The 18,023-nt window shown below is 59.8% G+C and carries 15 protein-coding genes; 6 read left to right on the forward strand and 9 right to left on the reverse strand.

From position 1 onward, the window contains the following. Positions 1 to 42: 42 nt before the first annotated feature. The 7 genes from KTJ78_RS11020 to KTJ78_RS11050 all read right to left on the reverse strand — a co-directional run bounded on the left by KTJ78_RS11020 (position 43) and on the right by KTJ78_RS11050 (position 8,362). Positions 43 to 1,590: a carboxyl transferase domain-containing protein gene (locus tag KTJ78_RS11020; protein ID WP_217135715.1), complete on the reverse strand. Its 1,548-nt coding sequence runs from the start codon at positions 1,588 to 1,590 to the stop codon at positions 43 to 45. Positions 1,591 to 1,592: 2 nt separating this feature from the next. After that, positions 1,593 to 2,846: a CaiB/BaiF CoA transferase family protein gene (locus tag KTJ78_RS11025; RefSeq protein WP_369808076.1), complete on the reverse strand. Its 1,254-nt coding sequence runs from the start codon at positions 2,844 to 2,846 to the stop codon at positions 1,593 to 1,595. A 100-nt stretch (positions 2,847 to 2,946) separates the two neighbouring features. Further along, a complete protein-coding gene (locus KTJ78_RS11030; RefSeq protein WP_217135717.1) occupies positions 2,947 to 4,062 on the reverse strand; it encodes an ABC transporter substrate-binding protein in 1,116 nt (371 codons plus the stop codon). A gap of 3 nt (positions 4,063 to 4,065) precedes the next feature. Then, positions 4,066 to 4,860: an ABC transporter permease gene (locus KTJ78_RS13650; protein ID WP_217135719.1), complete on the reverse strand. Its 795-nt coding sequence runs from the start codon at positions 4,858 to 4,860 to the stop codon at positions 4,066 to 4,068. Next, on the reverse strand, positions 4,857 to 5,822 hold the full coding sequence (locus KTJ78_RS11040) for an ABC transporter permease (RefSeq protein ID WP_217135721.1): 966 nt from the start codon (positions 5,820 to 5,822) through the stop codon (positions 4,857 to 4,859). Before KTJ78_RS11040 ends, KTJ78_RS13650 begins: the two co-directional genes overlap by 4 nt. Next, on the reverse strand, positions 5,819 to 6,859 hold the full coding sequence (locus KTJ78_RS11045; RefSeq protein ID WP_217135723.1) for an ABC transporter ATP-binding protein: 1,041 nt from the start codon (positions 6,857 to 6,859) through the stop codon (positions 5,819 to 5,821). Before KTJ78_RS11045 ends, KTJ78_RS11040 begins: the two co-directional genes overlap by 4 nt. Positions 6,860 to 6,919: 60 nt before the next feature. Continuing rightward, entirely contained in the window at positions 6,920 to 8,362 is a 1,443-nt protein-coding gene (locus tag KTJ78_RS11050) for an amidase (RefSeq protein ID WP_217135725.1), read from the reverse strand. A gap of 159 nt (positions 8,363 to 8,521) precedes the next feature. Here KTJ78_RS11050 and KTJ78_RS11055 point away from each other — a divergent pair, with 159 nt between their 5' ends. The 6 genes from KTJ78_RS11055 to KTJ78_RS11080 all read left to right on the forward strand — a co-directional run bounded on the left by KTJ78_RS11055 (position 8,522) and on the right by KTJ78_RS11080 (position 15,429). Continuing rightward, positions 8,522 to 9,526: an Lrp/AsnC family transcriptional regulator gene (locus KTJ78_RS11055; RefSeq protein WP_217135727.1), complete on the forward strand. Its 1,005-nt coding sequence runs from the start codon at positions 8,522 to 8,524 to the stop codon at positions 9,524 to 9,526. A gap of 210 nt (positions 9,527 to 9,736) precedes the next feature. Continuing rightward, positions 9,737 to 10,633, forward strand: coding sequence for a DUF559 domain-containing protein (locus tag KTJ78_RS11060; protein ID WP_217135729.1), 897 nt, complete (start codon positions 9,737 to 9,739; stop codon positions 10,631 to 10,633). Positions 10,634 to 11,024: 391 nt separating this feature from the next. Continuing rightward, positions 11,025 to 12,473: an LCP family protein gene (locus KTJ78_RS11065; RefSeq protein WP_217135730.1), complete on the forward strand. Its 1,449-nt coding sequence runs from the start codon at positions 11,025 to 11,027 to the stop codon at positions 12,471 to 12,473. 52 nt (positions 12,474 to 12,525) lie between these two features. Further along, positions 12,526 to 13,710: an FtsW/RodA/SpoVE family cell cycle protein gene (locus KTJ78_RS11070; protein ID WP_217135732.1), complete on the forward strand. Its 1,185-nt coding sequence runs from the start codon at positions 12,526 to 12,528 to the stop codon at positions 13,708 to 13,710. A 4-nt stretch (positions 13,711 to 13,714) separates the two neighbouring features. Then, positions 13,715 to 14,767, forward strand: a complete 1,053-nt coding sequence (locus tag KTJ78_RS11075) for a sensor histidine kinase (protein ID WP_217135734.1) — start codon at positions 13,715 to 13,717, stop codon at positions 14,765 to 14,767. Then, on the forward strand, positions 14,764 to 15,429 hold the full coding sequence (locus tag KTJ78_RS11080) for a response regulator transcription factor (RefSeq protein WP_369808077.1): 666 nt from the start codon (positions 14,764 to 14,766) through the stop codon (positions 15,427 to 15,429). Before KTJ78_RS11075 ends, KTJ78_RS11080 begins: the two co-directional genes overlap by 4 nt. A gap of 284 nt (positions 15,430 to 15,713) precedes the next feature. Here the strand turns inward: KTJ78_RS11080 and KTJ78_RS11085 are convergent, their stop codons facing one another. Both KTJ78_RS11085 and KTJ78_RS11090 read right to left on the reverse strand, forming a co-directional pair. Beyond that, a complete protein-coding gene (locus KTJ78_RS11085) occupies positions 15,714 to 16,661 on the reverse strand; it encodes a helix-turn-helix transcriptional regulator (protein WP_217135736.1) in 948 nt (315 codons plus the stop codon). Between the two features lie 524 nt (positions 16,662 to 17,185). After that, positions 17,186 to 17,947, reverse strand: a complete 762-nt coding sequence (locus tag KTJ78_RS11090; RefSeq protein ID WP_217135739.1) for a helix-turn-helix domain-containing protein — start codon at positions 17,945 to 17,947, stop codon at positions 17,186 to 17,188. Between the last annotated feature and the right edge of the window lie 76 nt (positions 17,948 to 18,023).

Below are 18,023 nucleotides of genomic sequence, written 5' to 3' on the forward strand. Positions count from 1 at the left end.
TCGCGTGCCTACGCCGCATCAGCCGATACAACAGCCACCGTTTCACCGCCCCAGGCGCCGGTACCGATGCTGCCGCTCGACGCGACGCTGTTCGGCGGGACGAAGCATGAGGCTCGCGACCTCTTGGCCGATGATCATGCCCATGCGGCGGCTAAAGGCTTCGGGCTCTTCGGCAGCATCGGGGCTTTCACACACGACGCGGTCAACAATGCCCTCGCGCAAGAGCGAAGCCGTGTTGACGCCCTGGTCGCTTGCGATCTCGGCGGCGTGATGCGTATCTCGAAACAAGATCGCTGAGGCACCCTCTGGCGGTAGTGGTGAAAGCCAAGCGTGACGGGCCGCGACCGTTCTGTCGGCCGGCAGGAGTGCGAGAGCACCGCCACCGGTTCCTTCACCCAAGAGCACCGACAGCGTAGCCCCCTCGTGGGCCGTGAGGTCTTTCAAGCAGTGCGCAATTTCAGAGGCGAGCGCGCCCTCTTCTGCCGCTTGCGAGAGTGCTGCTCCAGGGGTGTCGATGACCGAGACGAGTGGCAACCGCAGCTCTGCCGCCAACCGCATTGCTCGCCTCGCAGCTCTCAAAGCTCCAGGGCCAAAGGGAGAGCGAGAACGCTGGGCACGTCGGTCTTGACCGACAACGACCACGGGAATACCCTCAAAGCGTGCAAGGCACAGTTCGAGGCCCGGGTCGCGCTCACCCTGCCCCGTGCCCGAGAGCGGCACCACATCGGTCGCTGAGTAGCGCAAAAGCTCACGCAGCCCTGGGCGTTCTTCTTTTCTGCTGCGCACAATCGATGCCCAAGCATCGGCTGACCCTTCTGGATCGTCATGGTGCGAAGTGTCTCGCTGAGTGAGCTCGACGAGTTCGTCGTAGCCGGGTTTTTCAAGCACCGTGAGGGTTCGTGCGATCATCTCACGAAGCTCTTCGGGCCGCAGCACCCCGTCAATAACGCCGCGGGAGGCAAGGTTCTCTGACGATTGGACGCCCCGGGGAAAACGCTCGCCGTACAGTGCCTCATAGACACGCGGCCCCAGAAAACCGATGAGCGCCTGAGGCTCGGCAACAACGACCTGACCGAGCGACCCGAACGATGCGAGTGCTCCACCCGTTGAAGGGTGACGAAGATATGTGAGATACGGGAGACCAGCGCGTTGATGAGATGCGACCGCAGCAGCAATTTTCACCATCGCAACAAAAGCAACGGTTCCCTCTTGCATCCGTGTGCCGCCAGAGGCTGTCGACGCAAGAACTGGCAAGCCCTCGGCCGTAGCCCGCTCCATCGCAGCGACAAAACGTTCAGCTGCTGCTGTACCGACTGAGCCCGCAAGAAAAGAGAATTCGCAGGCGATCAGCGCTACCCGGCGCCCCTCTATGGTTGCCTCGCCCGTCACGATGGCCTCGTCAACGCCGCTCTTCTCACTCGCCGCTGCAAGCTCTTCGCGGTAGCTCTCGCTCATGTGCCGTTGCGTAGGGGTCGAATCCCACGAACGGTAACTCTTCTCGTCGGCAATGAGCTCAATGAGCTGGTGCGCTGTGAAGCGGCGTTTGGCCGCGTGGGAAGCAGGAAGCTTCTCAGCAATTATCTTGTTCATCACTATCCCTCACTCGCTGCAAGCCACTCACGAATCGCAGCGCCGTGCTCATCAAGCGTTGGGGGCGCCGAGTGCAGTGCCCTTGCCCGCTCGGTCTCACGATCTTCATTCACGTCAAAGAAACGAATGGCCGGGCCAGGAAGCCGAATGTTGCCCAGTTGCTGATGGTCGACCTCAACAACAAGCCCCTGGGCGTGCACCTGCTCCCACTCATACACCTGAGCAAGGTTACGTACCCGCCCGGCGGGCACGCCGGCCTCAGTAAGGCTGCGCAGCAGTGTTTCGACCGAGTGCCCTTGAAAGGCCTGCTCCACAAAGGCAATCGTTGTTGCTCGGTGAGCCACTCGCTCAGCATTTGACTGGAGCCCCTCGGTGTCAGGGTCAAGATCAAACGCCTCGCAGAATGATCGCCAGAGTCGGTCGTTGGCGACACTCATTTGCACCGCACCATCGGCACAGTGGAATAGCCCGTAAGGAGCTATCGAGGGGTGATGGTTTCCCTGCGCCGTGGGAGTTTCACCTGCAACGGTCACTCGCGTGCCTTGGAACGCATGAATACCAACGAGCGACGACAGCAGTGACGTGCGCACCACTCGCCCATGGCCAGTTTGCTCTCGCTCATAGAGCGCAGCGAGAACCCCGACAACCCCGTGTATGCCCCCGAGCACATCGGCGATGGGAGTGCCAACACGTTGCTGATCGTCAGGGCCCGCCCCGGTCAACGACATGATGCCGGCCTCGCCCTGCACGATCTGGTCGTACCCAGGGCGGCCGCCCTCTGGCCCATCGTGCCCAAACCCAGTAATCGAGAGCTGGATCAGGCGAGGGTTCAGGGCTGCAAGCTCACGAGTTGAAAAGCCAAGGCGATCCATCACTCCCGTACGAAAGTTTTCAATCAGCACGTCAGCCCGCTGCACAAGCTCACGCAGCGTCTGCACTCCGTCTGCTGATTTCAAATCGAGCGCAATAGATTCTTTATTACGGTTGCACGATAAGAAGTAGCTCGAATACTGTTCACCGTCGTAGCCCTCGACAAACGGTGGGCCCCACGAACGGGTGTCATCACCACTACCCGGCGCTTCGATCTTGATCACTCGTGCGCCGAGATCACCAAGCATCTGCCCGGCATGCGGCCCGGCGAGAGCCCGTGAGAGATCAACGACCAAGATACCGTGTACAGGGCCTTGAGCGTCGGCCGTGTCGGCCTCGCCAGAAGAGTCAGCGACGCTCGCAGCGTCACGCAGTGTCGTAGTCACAATGGTTCCCCAATGGTCTTCGAGAGCACGCTAGGCACCCTCATCGGTGAGTAAGTGTGTGGGCAGGGCCCGGCTTCTCGGCCGGGCCCTGCGCTAATGACTAGCCTTTAAACATGGTCCAGAGCTTGTCGTACTGCTCTTTCACCTCTGGCGAGCAGGGCTCCTGAATCACTGCGTTCTTCGACTCGTCGGCGGTTGGCACAATCACGGTCGCGCCACCGTCGTCAAGCTTCGCGAGTTCCTCTTCAATGCCCTTCACCGGCACCGAGTACTTGATGTAGTTGGAGTTCATCGCAGCGTTTGCCGGGTCGAGCATCCAGTTCATAAAGATCTTCGCGTTATCAGGGTTCTGCGCGTTCTTCAGAATCGACAGGTTGTCACCGGCAACTGAGAAGCCATCGGTCGGCAACACGTACTGCAGGTCTGTGTTCTGTGCTTTTGCCCGAGCGAACGAACCGTTCCACATACTTGAGAGCACCGTCTCACCGCCGGCGAGGCGGTCAATCGTGCCATCAGAGCTGATGATCTTGATGTTTGGGCTGAAGTCGTTGAGCAGGTCAAGCGCCTTCTCGTAGTCAGCTCCGTCAACACTGCAACGCTCGGCACCCGTTGCGTAGAGCGCCGCATCGATCACGAAGTTCTGATCGTCATGCAAACCAATTTTGCCGCGAGCTTCTTGGGGCGCCGAAAAGTAATCGGCCCACGAGGTAATCGATTCGCTGACCACGCTCGTGTCATAACCGATTCCGTCATAAATGATGGCGTAGGGCGTCGTGTATTTACGCCCGTCATCAAAGTACACACCGACAAAGTCGTCTTCGATATTGCTGCCGTTCGGCCAAGCCTGCGCATCGATTTCAAGCAGCTGGCCGCTCGAGATGAGATCTTCGGCAACGTAGTCAGAAACCGTGACGACGTCATAGGTCGCTGAACCTGTCTTGATCTTTGCAACCATTTCTTCTGCTGACGAGAAGGTGTCGACGTTGACTTTAATTCCCGTCTCTTCAGTGAACTTCTCGAGCGTCTCAGGGTTGATGTAATTCGTAAAATTGAAGAGGTTGACAACGCCAGACCCCTCGGTCGGAAACGCGCCATCAGCAGCCGGCTTTTCTGGCGATGCCGGCCCAGCACTGCATGCTGCGGTGCCAAGCAGGAGTGCTGCCGCTGCCGCTGCCGCGACAGTGCGGTAAACGGGGGTGCGAACTGAGTTTTTCATGGTTCAGCCTTTCTTTCGGGTAATGAGCTGTGAGAGAAGAAGAATAAGAATCGAGCCGACGAGAATCATCGTCGAGAGAGCGTTGATCTCGGGGGTGAGACCGACGCGCAACGAACCCCAAATGTAGAGGGGCAGTGTCGTTGAGCCCGGACCAGCAGTAAAGAACGACATGATGAAGTTGTCCATCGAAACGATGAAGCTCAGCATGCCGCCCGAAATAATGGCGGGGGTCAGCATCGGCAGCGTGATCCGCCGAAAAATCTGTCGTTCGTTCGCGCCGAGATCGGCAGCGGCTTCGAACTGGGTCCAGTCGGTCTCAGAGAGCCTTGAGCGGATCGTCATAAGCGCGAAGGGAAGGCCGACAACGGCGTGGCCAACGATCATCGCGGGGAGCCCGAGAGGAACCTTGACGAATGCGAAGAGGCTGAGCAGGGCGATCGAGAGCACGATCTCGGGCAAAATCAGTGGTGCCGAGAGCAGACCGTTAATCAGGCTCGAGTTGCGGCGCTTCATGCTCACGAGCCCTACCGAGGCTAAAACCGCGAGCACGAGCACCAGCAGCGTAGACCAGACCGCGATGATGATCGAGTTCATGAACGCCTGGCGAATCTGAGCCGACTGGAATACCTGAGCAAACCAGTGAACGCTAAAGCCATCCCACACCATCACGATGTTGTTGGCGTTGAACGAATACCAGATAATCACCACGAGAGGCAGGTACAGAAAAACGAGCAGAGCAATACCGATACCCGCGAAGCCAGGAAAGGCGTTCAGAGCCTTAAACGATGACTTTTTCACAAGAAACTCGCTTTCTGGCCCTGTCGAGAGAGCCGCTGAGCAGCAAAAGCAAAGCACAAGAGGGCGATGAGTGTGAGCGCCAGCAAGGCGACAGAAATTGCCGCGCCGAAAGGCCAGTTCATCGACTCCTTGAACTGCCGCTGAATCACGGTGCCGATGAGGTCAACCTTTGCCCCGCCGAGCAGCATTGGCTGAATGAATGCCCCCAACGCGGGAACAAACACGAGCAGGCTGCCGGCGAGAATACCTGACCTGAGGCTCGGGAGAAGCACCCGAGAAACGACCTTGCGACGCGTCGCCCCGAGATCGTACGCAGCCTCTGCAAGGCTGAAATCGAACTTCGCGGCGCTCGTGTAAATAGGCAAGATCATGAAGGGAACAAAGACGTACACGAGCCCAACCGTCGTTGCGAACTGACTCGGAAACATCGCAATGGGCTGAAAGCCCAGGGCCTGAATGCCCTTGTTGACGATGCCCTGGTCGTTGAGCATGATCATCCATGCGTAGGTTCGAATGAGGGTGTTCGTCCAGAACGGAATCGTCACGGCGATAACGAGCAGGTTGCGCACCCGCGGCCGTCTCGTCGCAATCCATACCGCGGTCGGTACCGCGATGAGCATTGCAAGAATCGTCGTGAGTCCAGCCATCCACACCGAACGCCACAAGATCGCGAGGTACTGCCCGTTAAAGCTTCGATTACCTGAGAAGTCTTCTTCAAAGACAAGCTTGACCCAGCTGTCAAGGTTTACCGGGCCGGCGACCCCCACGCCGCCTGGAGCCTTGCTCATGAACGAATACCCAATGACGAGGACCACCGGCAATGCAACAAAAATGATGCCGAGAATGACCCCTGGCAGTGCGAGCCACGGCGAAGCGCTGCCAGGCTTGCGCCACTTCGTCTTTTGAAACTGCTCAGCTGCCTCAAGATTGATGGGAACCGTCGGGTGCGCCGGGCGAGTCATGACCTCACCGCTCTCACTGAGTTGGCAGCAAGGGCGAGCGAGACGGTATCACCGACATTGCGCGGCCCATCGTAATCGGCGTCAACCCTCGCCCACAGCTTCTCGTCACTCGCGTGACGCACGCAGAGCCTCAGGTCGGTGCCGATGTATTCAGAAGCGATGATTTCACCGGCGAAAGAGCCATTCGGAGAAACGTGCAGATGCTCTGGCCGAATACCGACCGTCACCGACTCTGCCGATTTAAGCGGCGATACGAGAGCCGCTTGTTCGAGCAGTACGCCGCCATCGGTTCTCGCCGATCCGCCTTCTTCGGTCACCGAGAGAAAATTCATCTCGCCGATAAACTCGGCCACGAACCGGTTAGCAGGCTCGGCATAGAGCTCTCTCGGCGCCCCAAGCTGCGCAACTTGGCCGCGGTTAAATACCGCGATTCGGTCACCCATGCTCATTGCTTCTTCCTGGTCGTGCGTCACAAACACGAAAGTGATGCCTGACTCCATCTGAATGCGCTTGAGCTCGGTCTGCATGCCGCGCCGCAACTTGAGATCGAGCGCTGACAGCGGCTCATCGAGCAGAAGCACATCGGGTTTCTTGGCGAGCGCACGGGCAAGCGCAACGCGTTGCTGTTGGCCTCCTGACAGCTGTGCGGGGTGACGATTGCCAAACTCGCTCAGCCCAACGAGTTCAAGCATCTCGTCGACCCGGGCAACCACCTCGGGAGACTTTGCTTTAAGCCCCTGCATTTCAAGCCCAAAAGCGATGTTCTGGCGCACCGTGAGGTGCGGAAAGAGAGCATAGGCCTGAAAAACCGTGTTGACCCGGCGTTTGTAAGGAGGCAGCTGATCGATCTGCTCGTTGCCGAGCCAAATCTCTCCACTCGTCGGCTGTTCAAGCCCGGCAATTGATCGCAGAAGAGTGGTTTTGCCGCAGCCAGAGGGCCCCAGCATGACAAAGAACTCACCGGGAACAATATCGAGATTGATACCGTCGAGTGCGGTAAACGTATCTCCTTCAGGAGTAATAAACTCCTTCTTCAAGTTATGGATAGAAAGCGTTGCGCTGCCGCCATTGGCCATCACGCTACCTCCGATTCTTCGTTAAGGGGTTGGGTAAGAGGGGTGAAGAGAAAAAGCTGGGGGCTCGGTGAGCCAGAGAGGGCGAGCCTGCTCGAATTGCTTGGCAATCGACAGGATCAAGCCCTCGCTGCGTGGGGGCGCGATGAGGTGCAGACCGACCGGGAGGCCATCGCTGCTGAAGCCACAGGGCACGCTGATCGCTACGTAACCCGTGAGCGAAATGCGCCAGCTCGCCCGCATCCATTCGAGATAGTCGCGTTGCTGAACCCCATTGATCTCGCGCGGCCACGTCTCTTGAATATCGAAGGGCAAGACCGACGTGACGGGCGCTGCAAGCACGTCGATGGTCTCGAACAGCTCAGCCATGCGGTCATACACCCGAGTACGCTGCTCACGAGCCGCAAACAGATCTCTGCTCGTGAGAGAGAGCCCCGCCTCGGTATTCGCGATGAGTTCTGAGCCCAGATCTTGACGGTGATCGCGTACCATCGAAGCGAAGGTATGCGCGTAGTTTAAGCCCCTCAGTGTGCGAAACGCTTCGTCGGCGCCTCTCATATCGGGTTCAACGTCGCGCACAGTGTGGCCAAGCTCACGTAACGTCTCAAGCCCGTCACGGTCGAGCACCTTGGTAATCTCGGGCTGAATGTCGAGGCCGCCGAGCGTCCTGCTCCACCCGATGCGCAGAGGCTGCGCAACCGGCTGCACCTGTGACCCCATCTGATCAGGAAAAGCGAGAGGGGTTCGCGGATCGGCCCCAGCGATAACCGAGAGCAGCAACGCTGCGTCGTCAACGGTTCTCGCCATAGGTCCATTCGTCGAGAGCGTCTCCCAACCATTCGCCGAGGGCCAGTTTGGCACCCGGCCAATCGATGGCCGCAGGCCAACCACGTTGCAGAATGCGGCGGGGTTGCGCAGAGATCCGCCCATGTCTGAACCGTCGGCGACCGAGCTCAGCCCCATCGCGAGCGCCGCCGCGGCACCGCCGCTCGATCCGCCCGCACTGCGCGTGGTGTTAAACGGATTCGTCGTCGTACCGAAAACGCGATTGTACGTGTGTGACCCGGTCCCGAATTCTGGTGTATTCGATTTACCGTAAATAACGGCACCGGCTTCACGCAGTCGCTGCACGAGCAACGTGTCATAATCAGGCACCGCGGTTGCATACCGGAGCGAGCCGTACGTGGTGCGCAGCCCCGCTGTTTCTTCAAGATCTTTCACCACGACGGGCAAACCTTCAAGTGGGCGGGCTGGGAGGCCTTCAGCCCTGCGCATGTCAGAGGCTGCTGCCGCCTGCTCAGCCGCGTCGAAGTCAACGCTCACCACAGCGTTAACCGCAGGGTTGGTGCGTTCATAGCGATTTTTGGTTTCAGACAGTAACTCGGTGGCGCTCAGCTCATGAGCCTGGAGCATCGCAAGTTGCTCACGAGCACTGCGTCTGACGATGCTTACGTCGTTCGATGACACCCATTCCTCCTTGAATGAGTCATGGGAGCGAATGCGCCCCCGACAGCTTCTTTAGAAAGTATTATGAGCACGAGTGTCTGCAATTGTCAATCAATTCATTAAATCTGTCTGAATCAGAAAAGCGACTAAGATTGATGTAGCAACACGAAGGAACGACGCATGACCGATGTTTTCGACGAGACTGACCGTGCCATCAGTGCTGCCCTACTGCGCAACGGGCGGGCCTCATGGCGCCTCATCTCAACGGTCACGGGCATCCAAGAGCGCACCGTCGCACGCAGGGGCGCCAAGCTCATCGAGAGCGGCCGAGTGCGGGTACACGCACTTTCGCAGTCGCACCCCATAGGTAGGGGCGAAGGGCACTTCGCCAAAATCTTCTGCCCGCCGTCACACTTACGTTCACTTGCCCAGTGGTTTGCATCGCGCCCAGAGCCGCTCTGGGTCGCGACGCTCGTGAGTGAAAGTGCCATTATTTCAGAGTGCTACTTCCAGCCCGAGCAGCGCCCCGCCTTCATTGAGCACGACCTCGCAGAGTTTCCAGTCACCAACTATTCGTTTTCGAACATCGATCGTTACCACCGAACCGTGCGTGGGTGGCACCCGAATGCACTCAGCGCAGAGCAACTCGATCAACTCGGTGAAAGCGAAGAACGTGCTCTCGCCTCAGCGAACGACATGCTTGGAGACGGGGCCCACACCCCAGATCTCGTCGACTATGAGATCGTGAAGATTCTCACGAGTGATGGACGCCTGCCTATCGAAGCGATTGCCGCCGAGCTGGGCATCACAAAGCCCACGGTTCGTCGCCGCATCACCCAACTTCAGCAGTCAGACTTTCTGAGCATTCGCGCCATCATCGACCCTGCTTTTTTCGGCCTTCCCCTCGAAGTTCTTGTGACCATCGACACGAAAATCACTGACCTCAGCTGGATCGGTAGCAAAGTTGCAGAAGAGTGGCGAGTGCGCTGGGCCGCCGAGGTTCCCGCGACCTCGCAGGTACAGGCGTTGCTCACCTTTGAGTCGCGGCATGAAATGTACGCCACACTACGCACTCTCGAGACTCGCCTCGGGGACAAGGCTCACCGCATCACCGCCCACTCCCTACTCACCCATTACAAACGAAGCGACGTTGTACTGAACCCGGCGCACCCGCCAGCGAGATAGGCTCTCGGCGAACGACGCGAGTGCGCACAGGGCTCACGATCCGCTGACTGCATCGAGAGCAGACCGGCTGCCTGCACGAGGGCCGACCGGCTGGAGGACCGACCGGCTGCCTGCACGAGAGCCGACCGGCTGCCTGACGGCCGGCCACGAGAGACGACCGACTGTGGATAACTTATGCGGGCGCCATCGGATGGCAAATACGCTCAGAGCATGCCTATCGACAGCCCAACCCCGCGCACCGCGTTTCTCGCGAGTGAGCGCAGCAAGTACGGGCTCAGCCGATACGCGATGTACCACGGTTCAATCGAGACACCGTTTCACGGGCTACGGGCCATGCCTCTAGAGCGCCCGCGCGACCATCTGCACCGAGACGAACTCCTTGCCGAACAGGCCACGTTCTTCGCCACGAAGTTAAAGCCATTCAGCGCTTTCAGCCATATGACTGCACTGTCACTGCACGGGTGTCCTATTCTGCACGACGATGTGCTGCACGTGACCGTCAGCGCTGAAGCCTCGCGCCCTCGCGAACAGGGAGTCGTGGGGCATAGGCGACAGGCCAAGTTTTCGATACATACCGCCAAGGGACTGCCGGTTGTTTCTCCGTTCACAGCCTTGCTGCAGAGCTCACCAATGCTCAGTGAACTTGAGCTCATCGTGGCAATAGACCATCTCATTAACCGGGCCACCCGGGGTACGACCGTCAAGCTCGATCACCTCACACGTCTCGCTCGTGCAACATCGGCACGTGGAGTTAAGACGCTGCGGCGTGCGCTCGATCAGGCTCGATTCGGCGCCGAGTCCCGGTACGAGACCCTCCTTCGACTCGAGCTCGTACGCCGCGGGTTCACTGATCTTCAGCCGCAGTTCGTTCTTCACGATGCCGCCGGTTTCGTGGGGCGCTTCGACCTCGTGAGCCGCAAGCATTCATCGATTTTCGAATATGACGGGCAGCAGCATCGCACGAACCATCGACAGTACATCACTGATATGCAGCGACTCGACCGCGCACGTCTGCTCGGGTATCGCGTACTCCGGTTTCACTTCGATGATTTCGCAGAGGGCTCGCTCGCAATCGACGCCAAGCTCGCCCAATTTGGCTTGCGCTAGGGGCGCAGCCAGCGCACCCGCCCACGCGCCCACGCGCCCACGCGCCCACGCGCCCACGCGCCCACGCGCCCACGCGCCCACGCGCCCACGCGCCCGTCGAAAGGTCAAAAAGTGTCGAAATTTGCAGATTTTTCGACACTTTTTGACCTTTCGGCGCTTGACGACGGCATCTCGGCAGAGCGAGCACGAAGGGCACCACGCAAACAGCCCAAAACTGCACCAAACCTGAGTTTTCTTGGAACTTCCTTGGCGTGCACCGAAGAAGCTAGATACCTGGTTTCTCGCGAGCCAAAACGCAAGCCCGAAGCACACCGTGCACGGGCCAGCCCCACGGGCACGTTACGCCAGGCCCGCGACCAGGGCCAACCCTTCCCGACAGAAAGAGTCGCCTATGCCACGTCCCTCAGGCTTTGACCATGATCGCTTCCCCGCCCAAGGTCGCACGGGCAACCCTGTAAACGGCCAAGCTGCCGGCAGTACCGGCGACTCTGGAAACAGCAACGCCGCCAGCCGCAAGCGCATGAGCGGCAAACGGCGCAAGCGATTGTTCGCGATGATCGGGATCGTACTCGCCTCGGCGCTCATCATCGGCATCGCAGCGGTGGCTTGGGGCCTCAGGAGCTTTGACGACAGTATCGTGCGGTCAGAGTTTTCGCTCCCCATGGTCGAGAACCCGGTTGAAGAGACGGGCGAGCAGAATATTCTCGTGATGGGCATGGATACGCGTGTTGATTTGAACGGCGATCCGCTGCCTGGCGAGGTGTATGACGCGCTGCACGCGGGAGGCGCCGACGACGGCGGGTACAACGCGAACGTGCTCATGCTGCTACATATTCCCGAGGATCGCTCGCAGGCGGTCGGTATTTCGATTCCGCGTGATGACTACGTCGAGATCGTCGGGTCTCCGCTCGGGGTCAGCCACTCGAAAATCAAAGAGGCGTACGGGCTCGCGATGCAGGAGCGCATGAACGAGCTGTACCTCGACGAAAGTTACACGGCCGAAGAGGCTTACCACGAAGCCCGGGCAGCGGGACGCCAGGCGCAGATCGAGACGGTTTCGCACTTCTTGGGCGACGTCAAGATCGACCACTTTGTCGAGATGACGATGGGTGGCTTTTATCACGTGGCTCAGGCAGTGCAGCCGATTACGGTGTGCCTGAACCACGCGACCGAAGACTTCTACTCGGGCGCCGACTTTGAGGCTGGAGTGCAAGAGATCGACGCCGAGCAGGCGATCAGTTTCGTGAGGCAGCGCCGCGACACCGGTTTCGATGGCCCGTCGCTTACCGACCTTGACCGCTCACGCAGGCAGCAGGCGTTTATCATTGCGTTGGCAGACAAGCTGCGCGACCAGAGCACGCTTACGAACCCCAAGACGGTCACGTCACTCATGGGCGTGACGCAAGATCACGTGGCGCTCGACTCGAACTTCGACGTGTTCAGCTTGCTCAAGGTGTTTCGCGAGGTTGCCGGCAGCGGCGCTCGCTTCGTGACGCTGCCCATCATCGAGTTCGACAAGATCGACGGCTCGTGGGTCAACACGGTCGACGTCGATGAGGTGCAGAGCGTCGTCTCGGCGATTTTCGACGGCAGCTACTTCGAAGCGCTCGAAGCAGAGAACGGTGAGCAGGGCGAAGGCGGGGCCGCGGGCAGCGAGAGCCCGTGGGGCCCGGAGCCCGGCGAAGAGGGTCAGGAGGCCGGCGGATCAGCCCCGTCCGATCGCCCCGACGAGGCCGGTGGCGCAGGCGCTGAAGAGGGCGAGGGCCCCGATGACGGCCTTACGGTGTACGAGTCGTGGGATGAGCCGATTCAGGCCGGCTCGATTCCGTGCGTGAACTAGCCGGGAGGTGAGTGGGTTCGAGACTGTAGAGCGGCAGACCGCGCGCCCATATATGCAGCGGTTCAGGGTCGCGCACGCGCCCCCAAAGCGGTCGCCCCTCACGCGGCTGCGCGGGGCGCTGCTCGGCATCGTCGCATTGCTCGTGATCGTCGGGGTCACGATGGTGCAGTCGGCTGGGCAGGTGACCGCGATCGCTGCGGGCGCTAACCCGTATGGCGGGCTCATGCGGCAGGGCGGCTTTGCCGTCGTCGGGCTGGTGGGCATGGCGATCTTGAGCCGGGTGCGGCTGGCGACGATCCGCCGCTATTCGTGGGTGGCGCTCTTGATCGGTTTCGCGCTGCAGCTGCTCGTGTACACGCCGCTCGGGCATGAGGCTGGCGGCAACCGCAACTGGCTACGTCTAGGGCCGATGTCGCTGCAGCCGGCCGAGTTCATGAAGTTTGTGCTCGTCGTGTGGGTTTCGACGGTGCTCGCGACGAAGCGGCAGCTGCTCGGGCGTTGGGTGCACGTGGTGATTCCGGTGATTCCGGTGGTCGCGCTCTCAATGTTCATCAACGTTATGGGTGGCGATCTCGGGACCCTCATGATCATCACGGCGCTCGTGTTCGGCTGCCTCTTTTTTGCGCAGGTGCGGCTGCGTTTTCTCGGGTCGATCGCGCTCATCGCGCTCGTGGGCATCGGCGTCATGACGCTCATCAAGCCGAACCGCGTGTTCAGGGTCATGCACTTTCTCGAGGTCGACTGTTTCGTCGACACCGAGCACGCCTACGACATGTGCTGGCAGTCGCTCAACGGCTTTTGGGCGCTCGCAAACGGCGGGGTCACGGGCACGGGGCTCGGCGGTTCTCGGGCCAAGTGGTTCTGGTTGCCCGAGGCCGACAACGACTTCATCTTTGCGGTGCTCGGCGAAGAGCTGGGCCTCCTGGGCGGCGTCGCACTACTCGGGCTGTTTGTTGCGCTCGTGTGGGTGCTGCTGCGCATCATGCACCACTGCGATGATCCATTCGCCTGGTCACTCATCGGCGGAACAGCCACCTGGATCGCCGCGCAGATGACCGTCAACGTGGCGGTTGTGCTCGGTTTTGTTCCGGTGCTGGGGGTTCCACTGCCCTTCATCTCGGCTGGCGGCACCTCGCTCGTCTCTGCCCTACTCGCCATGGGCGTCGTGTTTGCGTGCATTCGTGAGCAGGTGAACGCCGATGCGACTGGTACAGTTCAGTTCGAGGCGAGGGGGTGACATCGTGACGCAAGACCGGTACGACGAAGACGGCTACCGTCGCTCGGTCGCGACCATCGGCTGGCAGGTCATGGCAGTGTGCGCCGCGCTCGTCGTCATTGGCGGCGCCGTGATTCTCGCCTTCGTGTTCTGGCAGACGACACCGTGGGAGGCGAACAAGCCGCCCCGCGCCGACGAGATCGAGGTGCGGCTCGACCCCGGTGAGCTGTTGCTCGCCGTTGTTCTGCTCGCGACTGGCGCGATCTTGAGCGCGGGCTTCGCGGCCCGCATCATTGCACGCCGGGCGGTCAAACCACTCGACGAGGCCTTTCAGATGCAGCGCCGCTTTGTGGCCGACGCGAGCCATGAGCTGCGCACTCCCCTGGCGGTGCTGAACGCCCGCACCCAGCAGCTCGCGGCGCTCATGACCGACGACGGCCCGCACGGCGAGATCATCGCCGACCTCAGGCAAGACGCCCGCATCATGTCTGAGGTGGTCAACGACATGCTCGAGGCAGCGACCGGAGCACCCGTTCCCGAGGGCAGCGCATCGCTTACCGAGGTATTCACCGCACTCGCGCGAGACATCGGCCCGGCCGCTGAAGCCGCCGGTATTGCGTTGCGCGTCGAAGCTCTTGCCGCCGACATTGCCCAGGCCGCTGTGCCCATGCCGGAGCGTGCACTGCGCCGTTGCTTGGTCGCGCTCGTCGATAACGCGCTTGACCACGCACCTGCCGGTAGCGTCATAGCCGTAGAAGCGCAGCGAGTTGCCCCCGCACGCCCCGCCAACATTCCATTCATGCGGATCACCATTGCCGACCAGGGCTCCGGCATTCGGGGCATTGATGCGAAGCGGGTGTTCGACCGTTTCGCCTCGGGCGAGGCTCCCGAAAGCCCGCGCCGCGCCGCCCGCACCAATCGGGGTATCGGGCTCGCACTCGCAAAGGAGCTGTGCGAACGCTATGGCGGTTCGATCGCGGTCGCTCAAACTGATGCTTCAGGCACTACGTTCGAGGTGCTGTTGCCAGAGCTCGTTCATGACGGTACGCCCCATGATGAACCGGTGGATCACCCGTGAAACGGCTGCTCATTCTCGAAGACGACGCCCGCCTCGGCCCCATCATGCGTGATGTTTTGGCCGCGAGCTGGCGGGTCGAACTCGTGCCCACCGCCGAACTCGCGCTGCCCATCATCGAGGCTTCAACTTTCGATGTCGCTATCGTCGATCGTGGTTTGCCCGGCATGAGTGGTGAGGAGTTCGTACGCACCCTACGGGCCAGGCGCATCTCGATGCCGGTGCTCATGCTCACTGCACTCAGCCAGCTCCATGACAAGGTCGAGGGCCTTGACGCCGGCGCCAACGACTACCTCGTCAAACCCTTCGAGTTCGAAGAGCTTGACGCACGCTTGCGTGCGCTCACCCGGCGCTACGATCTCGGATCAGCCGAGGTGTTTCACCTGGGAGGTTGGGTGTTCTCTCCCGAAGACCGAGTTATTGAGTCGCCCTACAGCGGTCGTATCGTGCTCACCGAGACCGAGACCGAGCTGCTCACCGTCTTTGCCCGCGAGCCGGCACGCACCTTCTCAAAAGAACAGCTTCTGCAACGCGTATTCGCCCAGGGCGAGAGCGAGACCACGGTCGAAACGTACGTGCACTATCTGCGCAGAAAGACCGACCGCGATCTTATTCACACCGTACGGGGCCGCGGTTACCGGCTCGGCACACTACACCGCCTCTGATACGGCATAGGAAGGTCGTGTGGTCTCGCACGAGAATGCCTCCAAGTGGTAGGCAGGGCGGGAAATCGATCGCAGTCACCACGAGACTTCCCGCCCATGTATGGCGCTTGAGAGACGAAAGCGCCACTACCGCTCACTGCATATTTTGCAGTACCGGGCTGTGACGCTGGGGCATCTGCACGAGCCCGGATACTTTCAATTGTAGACAGAAGACTACTCGCCAGTTACCCGTGCCCGTTTTTGACGACCATCTCGCGCAAACTGAACGTCACATACCTCTCACGCTATGCAACTTTTCGCCCTTCAGTGTGAAGCTCACGAATGGCGCGATACATCGTTGACTCAGAACCAAACCCTGACATGCGAGCAATCGTGACCGCAGCGGTCAAGGGGTTCGCCTCACGGTTTTTCGCTGCAGCCTTTGCTCGAATAAGACGGAGCGCACCAGTGAAAGTTTCGCCCCGCTTGGCAAATACTGTTTGCAAAGTACGCTCCGAGACACCTAGGCCTAGGGCAACGCTTTTGGCGTTGAGGGCGAGATCGAGGTACTGCGTTTCAAGAACACGGCATGCTCGGTCGTACAGAGGCGCAGTCTCGGGCGCTTGATCGACAATGGCGCGAGCCAAGGTTCTCACGATAGATTGCGCCGTGTTCTGCAGCACTTGCGTGTCGTCATCTTCGGCAACATCTAGATCACAGAGAGCAGCAATGAAGGCAACCATCGGCTTGAGGGGGCTTCCTTCAAGCGCATCCAACGTAATGATGCCGAGCGAAGAACCGAGGAACGGTAGCCCCTCAAGCTTGTGCGCCCCGAAACTCACCGCAAGCAGTTCGTTCCGACCGTTCAACGCCTCGGCGACAACCGTAGTTTCGCCTGGGCCTATCAGCGCAATCTCACCAGCTTGCACCCGGGTTCCATCGATACGAACCGCGCCATTTGCCACCACAACGAGAACAGCACGGCCAACGGAGGCAGCGTCGCGGGGCCATTCCGCGTTCATCTCGGGCCCTCGCAAGTGCATGAACATCATATGCGGGAACGCGGTAAGACGCACTTGTGCCGGAGCCTGCTCAGACATCGACCGAATCTGTATGTTGCTCGCTTCGAGGTAATGCGAAAGCTCTCCTTGGCGTTTACGCAAAGTCGCTGATGTCACAATGGTCTCGGTATGCAACACGTCCCGGTCACGAAACAAAGCTTGCTTCTGGGCCTGTCGAATCGTGCGTGCCATGTCGATACTCCTCACTTGTGGTTTTTGCGGCATCACAACCGCGGCGGTAAGCCTTAGGCAGGGTCGCGCAGTACGCAACGTAACCACACTCCGAACTCCGCCCAGTACCATCCCTATTTGCTAGCGGTTCGAAGCGAATATCGGCGCCCGTGTGCCCTCCCTTTGCTCCTCTCCTCCTTTTCGCTCACACCCTTTACGGCGCGAGAAAGCTCCCCCGCGCCTGCTTCCCCGCTCATGTTGGCTCGTGGGCGTTATCGCAATATAGCGATAACGAGAAAGTAGCTCCCATGCTCACGATAGCCAGCATTCACTGCCTGCCTAGCATGTAATTCAACTTACGTCTAGGCTAGCATTTTGGCTTTTTCTTCAAGCAAAAATGAGCCCTTTTGCGGGAGATTTACGTGCAATATCCCCTGTTGGTACGTAGCATCGCACCGAACCTAAGTGCTTTCTCAGCGCACGCAGATTGTGTCACACCCGATTCGATTCAACCCCCGACACACTGACGCTCTCAAAGCAGGCAGTCACCTTTCGCAAAACTGCCCGGCTTGATAGTCACGCATCGCTCGATACATTGACGATTCAGAGCCAAATCCTGAGAGCAGCGCCAGTTCAGCGTTCGTCATCTTGGGGTTCACCAGACGATTCGCCGTTGCGGCCCTCGCTCGAATAACTCGCAGCGTTGTAGCAACGGTTTCACCGCGTTCTTCAAAAACAAGCTGTAGCGAACGCACAGAGACACCAATCTCATTCGCCACGAGTGCTGCATTCAACCCCTGCTCTGCATACCGCATTTCGAGAATACGAACCACTTTCGTATACAGCGGGTCAGCGTCGGAGCGGACATCAACAACCGTTTGCATGAGAGCGCGCACCAGCTCATGAGCAACACCTTCAAGAGGCCCAACTGTCAGGTCGCCGTTATTTTCTGGCGTACATAATGCTTGGATGAAAGCGACGCAGGGTGCCAGCTGCTGCGACTCAAGATGGGGCACGATACCTCCCTCAATGTTTGAGAGCGCGGGAAGACCAGGGAGCGTGTTTACCCCAAAAGTAATGCAGAGAAAATCGTTAGCACCGTTGCCACCGCTCACGCTAAGCTTGGCGTCTTCTGGAGGCACGAAGAACAGCTGCCCCGGTTCCACCAGCTCACCGTTCACAGACACCGCGCCCTCAAGTGCCAATACGAGAATGGCTCTGCGATGTTGAATAGCACCACGCTCCCATTCCGCTTCAAATCGTGGCTCTGAAACGTGAAAGAAGAAAAGGTGCGGAAAAGCGGTCATCCCTCTTTGCCAGGCTGGTTGTGAGTCACTCACCCATCTATTGAAGAGGAGCCCCTGGTTTGTCTATCGTGCCCGG

This window comes from Leucobacter chinensis, assembly GCF_019049105.1.
GTDB classification, from domain to species: Bacteria; Actinomycetota; Actinomycetes; order Actinomycetales; family Microbacteriaceae; genus Leucobacter_A; species Leucobacter_A chinensis.

Coding starts and splice junctions, on each gene's coding strand:
- KTJ78_RS11020 (WP_217135715.1), bottom strand. CDS start 1,590: ATGAACAAGATAATTGCTGAGAAGCTTCCTGCTTCCCACGCGGCCAAA.
- KTJ78_RS11030 (WP_217135717.1), bottom strand. CDS start 4,062: ATGAAAAACTCAGTTCGCACCCCCGTTTACCGCACTGTCGCGGCAGCG.
- KTJ78_RS11040 (WP_217135721.1), bottom strand. CDS start 5,822: ATGACTCGCCCGGCGCACCCGACGGTTCCCATCAATCTTGAGGCAGCT.
- KTJ78_RS11055 (WP_217135727.1), top strand. CDS start 8,522: ATGACCGATGTTTTCGACGAGACTGACCGTGCCATCAGTGCTGCCCTA.
- KTJ78_RS11060 (WP_217135729.1), top strand. CDS start 9,737: ATGCCTATCGACAGCCCAACCCCGCGCACCGCGTTTCTCGCGAGTGAG.
- KTJ78_RS11065 (WP_217135730.1), top strand. CDS start 11,025: ATGCCACGTCCCTCAGGCTTTGACCATGATCGCTTCCCCGCCCAAGGT.
- KTJ78_RS11070 (WP_217135732.1), top strand. CDS start 12,526: ATGCAGCGGTTCAGGGTCGCGCACGCGCCCCCAAAGCGGTCGCCCCTC.
- KTJ78_RS11085 (WP_217135736.1), bottom strand. CDS start 16,661: ATGGCACGCACGATTCGACAGGCCCAGAAGCAAGCTTTGTTTCGTGAC.
- KTJ78_RS11090 (WP_217135739.1), bottom strand. CDS start 17,947: ATGACCGCTTTTCCGCACCTTTTCTTCTTTCACGTTTCAGAGCCACGA.